This is a genomic window from Cobetia sp. 5-25-4-2 (assembly GCF_013374075.1).
GTDB classification, from domain to species: domain Bacteria; phylum Pseudomonadota; class Gammaproteobacteria; order Pseudomonadales; family Halomonadaceae; genus Cobetia; species Cobetia marina.
The window spans coordinates 716,790-728,236 of the sequence record NZ_BLWK01000001.1 but is presented as its reverse complement, the minus strand read 5'-3'; the positions used below and the strand labels follow the sequence as shown (position 1 = coordinate 728,236).

10 protein-coding genes are annotated in these 11,447 nt (G+C 62.1%); 4 read left to right on the top strand and 6 right to left on the bottom strand.

All coding sequences use genetic code 11. The features are described from left to right. Window positions 1-866 precede the first annotated feature (866 nt). On the top strand, window positions 867-1,220 hold the full coding sequence (locus HXS65_RS03200; protein ID WP_240499551.1) for a hypothetical protein: 354 nt from the start codon (window positions 867-869) through the stop codon (window positions 1,218-1,220). A 104-nt stretch (window positions 1,221-1,324) separates the two neighbouring features. Here HXS65_RS03200 and HXS65_RS03195 read toward each other — a convergent pair whose 3' ends face one another. From HXS65_RS03195 to HXS65_RS03170, 6 genes are all read right to left on the bottom strand, one after another. Next, window positions 1,325-2,248 carry a LysR substrate-binding domain-containing protein gene (locus tag HXS65_RS03195; RefSeq protein WP_255304424.1) on the bottom strand — a complete coding sequence of 308 codons (924 nt, stop codon included), beginning with the start codon at window positions 2,246-2,248 and terminating at the stop codon, window positions 1,325-1,327. A 199-nt stretch (window positions 2,249-2,447) separates the two neighbouring features. Then, the gene (locus tag HXS65_RS03190; RefSeq protein ID WP_176493059.1) at window positions 2,448-3,998 is read right to left on the bottom strand and encodes an amino acid racemase; all 1,551 of its coding nucleotides are present in this window, start codon (window positions 3,996-3,998) and stop codon (window positions 2,448-2,450) included. Window positions 3,999-4,134: 136 nt separating this feature from the next. Beyond that, a complete protein-coding gene (locus HXS65_RS03185; protein ID WP_176493058.1) occupies window positions 4,135-5,457 on the bottom strand; it encodes a dicarboxylate/amino acid:cation symporter in 1,323 nt (440 codons plus the stop codon). 345 nt (window positions 5,458-5,802) lie between these two features. Beyond that, window positions 5,803-6,792 (bottom strand): ABC transporter substrate-binding protein, encoded by a 990-nt coding sequence (locus HXS65_RS03180; protein ID WP_255304398.1) that lies wholly within the window; start codon window positions 6,790-6,792, stop codon window positions 5,803-5,805. A gap of 265 nt (window positions 6,793-7,057) precedes the next feature. Further along, window positions 7,058-7,759, bottom strand: a complete 702-nt coding sequence (locus HXS65_RS03175) for a pseudouridine synthase (protein WP_077372850.1) — start codon at window positions 7,757-7,759, stop codon at window positions 7,058-7,060. Continuing rightward, a complete protein-coding gene (locus HXS65_RS03170; RefSeq protein ID WP_176493057.1) occupies window positions 7,759-8,652 on the bottom strand; it encodes a nitrilase family protein in 894 nt (297 codons plus the stop codon). Before HXS65_RS03170 ends, HXS65_RS03175 begins: the two co-directional genes overlap by 1 nt. Window positions 8,653-9,056: 404 nt before the next feature. On the opposite strand from HXS65_RS03170, the gene HXS65_RS03165 reads away from it, so the two are divergent. From HXS65_RS03165 to HXS65_RS03155, 3 genes are read left to right on the top strand one after another with little or no spacing between them, the layout of a single operon-like run. Beyond that, window positions 9,057-9,410 (top strand): DUF1904 family protein, encoded by a 354-nt coding sequence (locus HXS65_RS03165; RefSeq protein ID WP_169477152.1) that lies wholly within the window; start codon window positions 9,057-9,059, stop codon window positions 9,408-9,410. Next, window positions 9,407-10,387 (top strand): EamA family transporter RarD, encoded by a 981-nt coding sequence (rarD, locus tag HXS65_RS03160; protein WP_176493056.1) that lies wholly within the window; start codon window positions 9,407-9,409, stop codon window positions 10,385-10,387. The genes HXS65_RS03165 and rarD overlap by 4 nt, the downstream gene beginning before the upstream one ends. A 37-nt stretch (window positions 10,388-10,424) precedes the next feature. Then, entirely contained in the window at window positions 10,425-11,447 is a 1,023-nt protein-coding gene (locus HXS65_RS03155; protein WP_077372841.1) for a YihY/virulence factor BrkB family protein, read from the top strand.

Here is an 11,447-nt window from a genome sequence, read left to right as displayed (position 1 = left end):
TCACTTAGTGATTCGTCAACGGCAGGTTGTAATTCAGAGCCACTCTGCAGGAGTGTATATCCCCTCATCATGGAAAGCAGCTATCGTGATAGCGCAAAGAGTAACCCAAGAAGCCACCTCGTTGTGCGGCGAATTACGGCTTAGTTTACGTGGCACCTCATCTTGTTGGCCTTAATGCTCACATTGATCTGGATATCACCAATGAATTGTATCTCGAGGTTGTTGTAAACCAGCATCCCAGTTGCGGTGCTCATTGGTGGTGTGTATCGCTTGCCTCATCTCTTCACACGGCTACCGCACGGCGCTGCATCAGGGCAAGCTCCGTCAAGGGATCATACGACCCAACGTCCTGTTGAGTCAGTCAACAATCGTAAACCCGAATATGTGAAATTTCATGAAACCTAATAGTAGCTGACTTGGTGCACTTCGGGTATAGATCGTCAGTTCAATGCGACATCCTGCGTCGCCTGAACGGTACGCTGTCTCGGTCCCCCAGCGCACCTCGCTGCACCCTCCCCTCTATCGCGTCCTGCTTCACGCCGGAAATTTCCGCCCCATTCGCCAACGCTTACGCTCCTTGTCTTACTGAACTGATACCGAGCTTCAGGTAATTCATACGCCTACGTAAGACATTGCCAACAATCCCAAAAATCCACTTTCCCCAGCCCCATGGGAAATTTCCGCCTCAGCACGGAAAATTCCAGCTTTTCCGATCCACGTCACCTATAACTTACTGATTTACATAGAAAGTGGTGATAAGGGAGGCTCTGCTTCACGCTCACATTCAGGGATATAAAAAACTAATGTTGCACTGCAGCATCAACAGGCGTAAGACTGTCATGAGGTTCCTTTACGTGGAGAGCACAATGACTCAACAACCTGCCTGGTCTGAGTTGGTCCCGACGACACCTGCTGCGATGTTCGATGTCTGGAAGCTGGGGACGACATCGGTGGAGATGTGGTCGACGGCGATGTCGACCATCATGTCGCGCACGCAGCTGTGGGGGACGCAGTCGCCGCTGGATCCGAAGATGATCGCGGAGAACCAGAAGATGGTGTCGGAGAAGATCGCCGCCAGCTGGGAGATGTGGTTCGTGATGCAGAAGGCGTGGATGAACGCGATGTCGGGTGGCAAGGTCGTGCCGTGGTGGACGACGGGTACGCAGTTCATCAAGCCGCTGCACAAGCGCACGACGGCCAATTCACGGCGCCTGTCGTAAGTCTGCGATACCCTTGCGCGAGCCTGGCGAGATGATGGATGAGAGCGAAGATCAGTGGCGGTGGGCGGATGACGCTCACCGCCACTGGCGTTATGGGCGAGAGGTCACCCTTGAGTGGCGGAGGTGGCTGTGCGGCTGGCTTGCGTGTCCAGGCAGGCTTGCCAGATGCGCTCCGCGACTTGTTGTTCGTGCTCGGCATGCCGAAACAGGCAGATATCCAGCGGAGCGGTGTGGCGGTCATCCCCGACGATGCGCAGGCGACCGGCGTTGAGTTCATCCCGTACGGCGCGCTCCGGTACCCAGGCGATACCGCTGCCGGCCAGGGCTCCGCGCTTGAGCACGTCTGACATCGAGCATTCGTAGCAGAAGTTGAGGCGTGCCGAGAGGGATTCCCGATTGAGGATCAGCGCGGTGAGTCGCCCGAGATAGCTGTCACTGGAGTAGCAGAGGTACGGTTGCGGAGTGTCGCTTTCCAGCGAGAACAACGCCTGCCCTGCCCCATCCACTGCACTCACCGGCACCAGACGCTCGGACTCCAGCACGATGGAGGGATAGCGCACCATGTCGGTGAGTGTCGGCAGCAGTGGGCTGTTGTAGGCGAGCATCAGATCACAGTTGCCGCTGATCAGCGCATCGACACAGCCGGCGACGTGGTCCGGCACGATACGCGCCTTGAGCTTGCCCAGTCGAGTCTGGAGTTGTTCATGCCAGTCGACGAAGAAGCTGACCGCCAGCGTGTGGGAGGCCGAGATCGACACCACCTCTTCGATCTTGGGCACGAAGCCCAGTGCTTCTTCCCGCCCGACCCGCAATACCGAGAGCGCATCCTGCGCCGTCCGCTGGAAGGACTCGCCGGCCGGTGTCAGCCCTACCGGAAACAGGCTGCGATCAATCAGGGTCGCGCCCACCCAGTATTCCAGATTGCGTATCCGGCGGCTGAAGGCCGGCTGAGTCACGTTGCGCAACTCAGCCGCGCGCGAGAAATTGCGCGTGACGGCCAGCGTGAGGAAGTCTTCCAGCCAGTTCATTTCCACAGCGATTTCCTGGAGTGAGGCATGTAGCGCCGCAGTATAGCGTGGCTGGTCTTCATGTCCTCTTGCATGCCCTCCTTCCTTCTTTCCTTCCTTCCGCGAAGGCGGTGCTATCTGTTTCCCTCGCTGTTTTCACAGCGCCATATTCTCCACCTCGACGTCATCGGCACGAGGTAAGCGGCACGAGGTCATCGGGCTATTGCGCCAGGGCGATGCAGCGGCGGGCCAGTATCTCCGAGGGGTCCAGCAAGTCCACGCGCTCACGCAGCGCCGTCGGCAACTCGATCAACGGCAGTTCCGTACAGCCCAGAATGACCACCTCTGCCCCCTGGGCCAGCAGGTGCTCGATGGCAGCTTCCAGCATCAGACTGCATTCGCCTGAGGTGTGACCCGCCTTGACGCCCTGCTGTCCGTAGATGGCGTCCATCACGCAAGCCTGATGGGAGGCGTCCGGCACCAGCGTCTCACGCCTCGAGGCCTCGAGGATGTCGTGGTAGACCCGACTGGCCACGGTGCCACTGGTCGCGAGCAGCCCGACCCGCGCCACCGGCGTCTCCCGCGCGGCGATATCCTCCACCACCGCATCGAGCATGTTGACGATGGGGATGTTGATATAGGGCTGGATACGCGCCACGAAGGCATGCGCGGTATTGCAGGGAATCGCGATGGCATTGGCACCATCCGCTTCCAGTCGCTGACAGGTGGCGAGCATCGGGATGCTCGGGTCTTCCCCGTTGCCAATCAGATTGGCGGTGCGATCGGGAATCTGCGGATTCTGCTCCACCACCATCTTGAGGTGATCCTGATCGCGCTCGGCGCGTGTCAGCGCCACCACCTTGCGCATGAAGTCCACCGTCGCGGCGGGCCCGACGCCGCCCAGCACGCCCAGCTTGAACTGCCGCCCTTCCTGCTCGCGGTCATGTCCCAGCGCGTACTCGGCGTAGATTCGATTGGAATCCAGCAACGGCACCGGAATCAGAGGCTGCAGCGAGGCCATCATCACCGGGATCTCGCTCAGGCCCGGCACGATGATCTCGGCTCCCTGACGAATGAGATCATCGCAGGCTTCTATCAGCTGCTGCAGACATTCACCGCCATGATGGCCGCTCTTGATGCCCGTCGGGCCATAGATGGCCTCCATCAATGCCTCGCGCTGCACGCGCGCCTCCGGATAGAGCACCTCGAGCTCCGCGCCGGGCTCGGCACCTTCCGGTCGGGTCATGGGCTCGGATACGGGCCCGGACAGACGACGCGTGAAGATGCCAGAGGCGCGCACGTAGCTTGAGGTCAGCACACCGATCTTGCGAACGTCAGGGTACTCGCGGCGAATGCGGTCCTGCAGTGCCTCGAAGATATCCACCACGTTCACGCTGATTTCCGGGGTGATCTCGGCCAGGAAGGTATGCGAGAGAAAGCATGGCACCAGCGCATTCTCGACCTTGCCCTGCATGTCCTTGAGCACGTTGTAGACATAGAACTTGCGGCGCAGCGGGTCATAGCCCTCTTCCGCGATGCCGGGGCCATCCTCGAAGTGACGTTGTTCGAAGGCGATGTCCACTCGGCGCGGGGGCTTGCAGTACTGGGCCGCTCGCACGGTCTTGAGCAATACATCCGCGCTGCCCAGCGCTCCGAGCCCGCCGACCACACCGTAGCGGGTGACGGTGTCCGGCGCGTTGCGGGGCCCGCCAGCAGCGAGTCCAGCCGCAGAAAGCCGATTGACAGAAAGCCGTGTGGCAGACGCTTCCATGGCGCGATTCTCCTGACCATCTTTGACATGCCTGTCGGCCTGAGGGCGACAGATTCCTGGGGAAGGACGACCGGCAGCACCTCCTGGCTGCCGGTCAGTGGGAAGTGAAGGCCACTTCCCTCCATCAGCGCGACGCTCAGCTCAAGGTCGAACGCATTACGTGCGGGGTGTTGAAGACCTCTTCATCGAGTGCCTTCTCGCTCTTGGCGACCAGACAGCTGACGGCGCAGTCACCGGCCACGTTCAGCCCGGTACGTGCCATGTCGAGCACACGGTCGACCCCGGCGATGATGGCGACCCCTTCCAGCGGCAGGCCGACGGAGGTCAGCACCAGCGAGAGCATGATCAGCCCCGCCCCCGGCACGCCCGCCGTGCCGATGGAGCCCAGGGTGGCGGTCATGATGATGGTGACGTACTCGGTCATGCCCAGATCGACACCGTAGGCCTGGGCGATGAACAGCGCGCAGACACCCTGATACAGCGCGGTGCCATCCATGTTGATGGTCGCGCCCAGCGGCAGCACGAAGCTCGAGACGCTGCGCTTGACGCCCAGATTCTGCTCGGCGGCCATCATGGTCACCGGCAGGGTGCCGGAGCTTGAGGTGCTGGTGAAGGCGAGCATGATCGGCTCGACACTGCCCTGGAAATACCGCATGGGATTGAGGCGCGCGACGAAGCGCAGCAGGCCGCCATACACCACCACGGCGTGCACGATGCAGCCCAGATAGACGATGGCGATCACCTTGGCCAGCGGCGCGAGCATCGCCAGCCCGTAGGTTCCGGCGACCCAGGCCATCAGCGCGAAGACACCGTAGGGCGTGAAGGCGATGACGATGCTGGTCATGCGGTAGATGATTTCCGCCGCGGATTCGAAGAATACCCGTACCGGACGCGCCTTCTCCCCGACCAGCGTGATGGAGAGGCCGAACAGGATCGCGAACACGATGATCTGCAGCACATTGCCCTCGGCGAAGGCCTCGACGGCATTGGTCGGCACCAGGCCAAGCAATGTCTCGACGGCGGTCGGCGCTTCCCTCACCTCGACACCGGCGGCGCTGCCCAGGTCGATACCCACGCCCGGCTGGAAGAGAGCCGCCAGCCCCAGGCCGATGGTGATCGCCACCGCCGTCATGCCCAGATACAGCCCCAGTGTCTTGAGGCTCAATCGCCCCAGGCGGGAAAGGTTGTCGAGTGATGCCACACCGGTGACCAGCGAGACGAAGACCAGCGGCACGATCAGCATCTTGATCGCGCGGATGAACAGATCCCCCAGCGGCTTGATGTCGGCGGCGATATCGGCGCGGCCGGTCTGGTTGAGCAGGATGCCCAGCCCAAGGCCCAACACCAGTGCAATGAAGATCTGTTTCCAGAGCGGCAAGCCTGTCCACGGGGACAGCAAGCGCGCGACGGGACCGGGGGTGCGCGAATCGCGCTCGGCGAACGAATCAGTATCAGCCATGAGGTAAACCCTGCTTGTCATTGTTGTTTGCTGCGCGTTGAAGCGACGCAGAATGCGGAGACATGGTGATACAGCGCGAACAGGTCCGACCAATTCTTTATTTTGATTTTCCATGCAAGATTTGCATGACGATGCCGCGATGGGGCTCGACGGGCAGTGAGAAGGTGCCAGAAATGCAAGAACCCCGCTCCAGGAGCGGGGTTCTGATCAGACATTGCCGGCGACAACAGGCACGCAGGCCGTGTCATCCAGTGTCGCCGAGTTTCAAGACCGAGTTTAAAGACCGAGTTTCAAGACCGAGTGTTCAGCCGTGCAGGCGGAAGTGACAGGTTCGGAATCGACACGTCAGGCGTCCGGCAGGCCAAGCGCTTTCTGCACGGCAGGCCAGGCGGGTTCGCCATCTCGAGTGGTCACCCCTTCCAGCCAGCCCTTGACCTTGGCGGGATTGGCCTTCATCCAGGTGCCAGCCACCTCTTCCTGCGGGCGCTCTTCCTTGCCAAAGCCATAGATCAGCTCGCTCTGCTCCTCGGAGGTGAAGGCGATCTGGTCCAGGAAGACGGTGGCGTTGGGATGCGCTTGCGACCATGCCTTGTTGGCCAGGGTCTTCACGTCACTGGCGCCGCCACCCGGGCCCCACAGGTCCTTGGGGTCCTCCAGGAAGACCATGTCGTATTCGACTCCCATCCAGTGCGGGGTCCAGCCGACGAACATGACCCACTCATCGCGCTTGATGGCATTGGCCACCGTCCCCAGCATGCCGGCGGTGGAGGATTCCTTGAGGTCCCAGTCACCCAGGCCGTAGATGTCTTCGTCGACGGCACGGTTGGCGATCTCGCTGGAGCCCGAGCCGATCTCGATGGAGTAGATGGTCTTCTCGAACTTGTCGGCGAATTCCGGCTTGTCGACATCGTTCAGTGAGGTGACGCCGGCTTCGGCCACATAACGCGGTACGGCGAAATTGGCTCGCGCGCCGTTCACGTTGTTGCCCAGATCGACCATGGCGCCTTTTTCCATCGCCGCGTTGTACATGGTGCTCTGCCCCGGCAGCCAGGCGGCCAGGTAGACATCCACTTCCCCGAGCGAGATGCCTTCATAGGTGATCTGCGCGCCCAGCTGACGCGTGGTGGGGGAATAGCCCAGCGCCTCGAAGATCTCGGAGGCGATTTCGGTCTTCATGGTCACGCCCGGCCACGGCGGCGCCGCGAATACCACACTGGCATCTTCCGCGGCGCTTGCCGGTGCCGAGAGGGTCGCCAGCAGCAGGCCACTGCCCGCCAGCGCCATGCGCAGCGGCAGGGGTTTCATCAGGTGGGACTTGGTGAAGGGGGACGACATAGTGGATTTTCCTCGTTGTTGTTATGGAGACGCCATTGTCATGAAAATACTGGAAACAAGCGTTTGATTGAAGAAGATCTCAGTATAAATTTCACTTCTGCAAAACGCGCTTCCCGCAAAGAATTCACAATACGAGCAGACAACGCTTACCTTAAGCGCGATCGTTGGATCGATACAAGGCTCGGCGGCCAACGACGCGCATGAAAAAGCCCCCGCCATTGAGGAAAATTGACGGGGGCTTTTCATGACGATATGGCGCTGATGATCAGAAGCTGGCGATCTCTTCCGGACGCAGGAAGCGACATTCGCCGGGTTCCAGCTCCGGGTCCAGCTCCACGTCGCCGATGGCTTCGCGGTGCAGGGCTTCGACATGATTGCCGATGGCCGCGAACATGCGCTTGACCTGATGATAGCGGCCTTCGGTGATCCACAGCAGACCCACGGTGGCCGTTTCCATCTCCAGGCGTGCCGGACGCGTCGGCTTCTCTTCGCCATCCAGCATCAGGCCGTGTTCGAAATCTTCCACCGCACGCGCCAGCTCATCCCCTTCCAGCGGGCGCGCCAAGGTCACGCGATAACGCTTGGCACAGGCTTTCTTGGGTGAGGTGACGCGGTGGTTCCACTGGCCGTCATCCGTCATCAACACCAGACCGGTGGTGTCGACATCGAGACGCCCGACGATGCTCAGGCGCTCGACATTGGGCAGCTCGATCAGGTCGTGCGCGCGCTCGTACAGGCCCGGCTTGGTGGTGCATTCGACATTGGCCGGCTTGTGGAGCATCAGATAGCGCAGGCCCATCAGTTCCAGGTGCTCGCCGTTCCATTCGACGCGCATGCCATCCTTGACGGCACGCGCGGTGTTCTTGACTACCTCACCATCCACGGTGACATCGCCGCGATGCACGACCTTCTTGGCATCGCTGCGGCTGAGATCCGTGGTTTCGGTAAGGAATTTGTCCAGGCGCATCAGGCCTCCAGAGTGAAATGATCGGCGTCCATCCACGCCGGAAACTTGGTTCGAAACTCGTCGAGGGCGCCGCGTTCAAGCGTCACCGTCTCGATGAAGGGTTGGTCTGGCGCGGGGTCGAGGATGGGCTCGCCCTTGTAATCGCAGACCATGGAATCGCCGGTATAGTGCAGCCCGTTGGCATCGTCACCCACTCGGTTGACGCCCACCACATAGGCCAGATTCTCGATGGCGCGTGCCTGAAGCAGGGTGCGCCACGGATGCCGCCGCACGCCCGGCCAATTGGCCACGCACAGCAGCAGGTCATATTCGAAGGCGCTGCCGGTGGCACACTCCGCCGCGCTCATGCCGCCAATCACGGGGCGTTGACGCAGCCAGGTCGGGAAGCGCAGGTCATAGCAGACGGACAGCTGGATCCGGAAGCCGTTGAGCTCGACGATCACCCGCTCATTGCCCATGCCATAACGCTCATGCTCGCCTGCCATGCGAAACAGATGGCGCTTGTCGTAATGTCTCAGCTCACCACTCGGCGTGGCCCACAGCATGCGGTTGTAGCACTCGTCTCCCTCGAGTACCGCAATGCTGCCCGTCATCACGCAACCGCGCGCGACAGCCTGCGCCTTGAGCCAGGCGACACTCTCGCTGGTCTCCATCGGCTCGGCCATCTCACGGGAATTCATGGTGAAGCCGGTGGCGAACATCTCGGGCAGCACGATGAGGTCGGTCAGGGCATTGTGGCCGTCAGGGCCGGTCGTCAGGCCAGCGGCGTCCAGCTGCTCGCCCAGCAGGCGACAGTTCTCTGCCGGGTCTTCCCAGCGCAGATCGGCCTGCACCAGGCTGACACGCAACTTGCCTGCGTCTTCCCACGTTGCTGATGGATTCGTCACTGTCATGCCGTCTCCCTGATCCTCGGTCATCTTGCCCTCATGCCGCCCTCCCGGGACACGCCTTGCGGGTGATGGAGGGCGTGAGGCCTGCATGCCATCGCGAGCATGAATGCGCCCATTCTACCGTCTGTGGCGCTCAGATGTGAGAGGCAATGCGGGAACTGGCCGACAACTCCGCGCGGCTCAGCCAGCGGATGTGTGCATGAGTCGCCGATGATATATTGACCATCGACATGCTGCCGCGGCCTGAAGGCGCGACGCAGGCCATCGCTTCCCCTTATGCTGATGTTGCGCGGGGCTTGATGCCGGCTCCGTCAGCGCCGGCTGATGAAGCTCGGCGCATGGACCTCGGTCCGCCTGTCGACCACGCGCGCTGTCACCCCCACCCATTCGTGCTCCAGGAGCCCTGCATGCCTCAGCTTCGCTTCCATGGCGTTACCCCCGCCCGTCTCGCCCCCGTCTCGCGCACGCTTGTCGACCAGCTCAGTGAGGCCACGGCGACGCCGCGCGATGAGTTCACGCTGGAGTGCATCAGCACGCAATATGTCTTCGACGGCCAGACGGTGGATGCCTTTCCCTTCGTCGAGGTGCTGTGGTTCGAACGCGGCCAGCAGGTCCGAGACGTCTGTGGCGAGGCCATCCACCAGGCAATGCGCGAAGCCGGCTACCCCGAGGCCGAGACCTTCTTCCTCGCGCTGAGCCCCTCGGGCTACTACATCGCGGGCAAGCCACTGGCTCAGGATGGCGAGAGTGACTCGCGATGAGCCAGGCGCAGAGCACGCCCGAGAGCGATGAAGCGGCAGCCCTGGCCCGTCGCGAAGGCCTCAAGGGGGTCGGCTACGGCCTGACGGCCTATGCCATGTGGGGCTGCTTTCCGCTGTACTTCGCGCTGTTTTCCGGCATCCCCGCCTGGGAGGTGTTGCTGCACCGCATCCTGTGGAGCTGCGTGTTTCTCATCCTCCTGATCAGCCTGCTGAAGCGCTGGTCACCGATTCGCAGCGCATTGTCCAGGCCACGGCAACTATGGCCGGGGCTGGCGTGCGCCTTGTTGATCGCGGCCAACTGGGGGATCTACATCTTCGCGGTGGAGCAGCATGAAGTGCTGCAGGCAAGCCTCGGCTACTTCCTGACGCCATTGGTCAACGTGGCACTGGGCATGCTGGTGCTCAAGGAACGCCTGACTCGCCTGCAGGGCGTGGCGCTGGGGCTGGCGGCGCTGGGCCTGAGCCTGCAGTTTCTCAATCTCTCCGAGCTGCCCTGGATCACCCTCTCGCTGGCGCTGTCCTTCGGCACCTACGGGCTGCTGCGCAAGCGTGTCGCGCTGGATGGCCTGTCGGGGCTGTTCGTCGAGACGCTGATGCTGGCGCCCCTCGCCCTGCTGTTGATCGCGGGTCTGTGGCAGACAGGCGAGTCACGCTTTCTGGCCACGGGCATCGGCCCGCTGAAGCTGCCCGCCAGCGTGCTGCTGATGTCCAGCGGTATCCTGACGGCGCTTCCGCTGCTGGCCTTTGCCGGCGCGGCACGCCGCCTGCGCCTCGCCACCGTCGGCTTTCTGATGTACATCAACCCGAGCATGCAGTTCGCCATCGCGTTGCTGGTATTCCACGAGACCTTGCAGCCCTCGATGCTGCTCACCTTCGTGTTGATATGGTCAGGGCTGGCGCTCTATTCGACCTCGACCCTGCTGGCACATCGCGCCGAAAGCCGCAGCCGACGGGCACTCAAGGGCGGCACCTCGTGACGCCTTGCCAGTCCACCGACTCTCCAGGAGGCCATTGATGCCGGACACGGCTGACGATACCTGGCGCGCGCGACTGCTGCGCTTTCTCCCCCGCCTGATCGCCTTCGCCTGGCGGGTGCTGGGCCAGTTCATCGCCAATCGTGGCGTACTGCTGGCGGGGGGAGTGGGCTACAACATCCTGCTCTCCAGCGTGCCGTTGTTCGCCCTGAGCTGCGTATTGCTGACGCATCTGGTCGATGAGTCACGTCTGATGAGCATCATCGCCATCCAGGTCCAGCATCTGGGACCCGGGCAGGAAGACGTGCTGCTGGATGCCGTGCGCAAGCTGCTGGACAACCGTGACGTGATCAGCTGGATCGGGATGGGGGGCTTGCTGTTCTTCGCCGGGCTGGCCTTTCGCATGCTGGAGGATGCCATCGCGCTGATTTTTCATCAGCACCCGGTGATTCGCAAACGCAGTGCCTGGATCTCGGCCCTGCTGCCCTATGCCTTCGTGATGGTACTGGGGGCCGGCCTGCTGGCACTGACCCTGCTGGTGGCACTGGCCTCGGCGATGAATGATGCCCTGACCCTGCTGACGGGTATCGAGGTCACGCTCGGCGAGGCGGGCAGTGAAGTGATCTACCTGATCAGCATCGTCGGCATGTTCGGGCTGTTCAGCGCCATCTACAAGATCCTGCCCCAGACACGCGTCTCCACTCGCCGTGCACTGGTCGGCGGGCTGGTCGCGGCGACCCTGTGGGAGCTGACACGTCTGGCGCTGAGCTGGTACTTCACTCACCTGTCCTTCGTGGGCGCCATCTATGGCTCGCTGGCCACCTTGATCGTGTTGCTGCTGGGCCTGGAGGTTGGCGCCATCATCCTGCTGCTTGGCGCTCAGGTGATCGCGGAACTCGAGCAATGCTCACGCGAGAACATCCGCTGGTACCGCACGCCCAGCCGTACCCCTCTGACGCGTCTGCAATCCCGTCGCAACGCCATGCAACATGCCGGGGCGATCAGCGAAGAGGAACTGCCACCCGATGAGCCAGATGACGCGAAAAGGCCCGACGAACGCTGA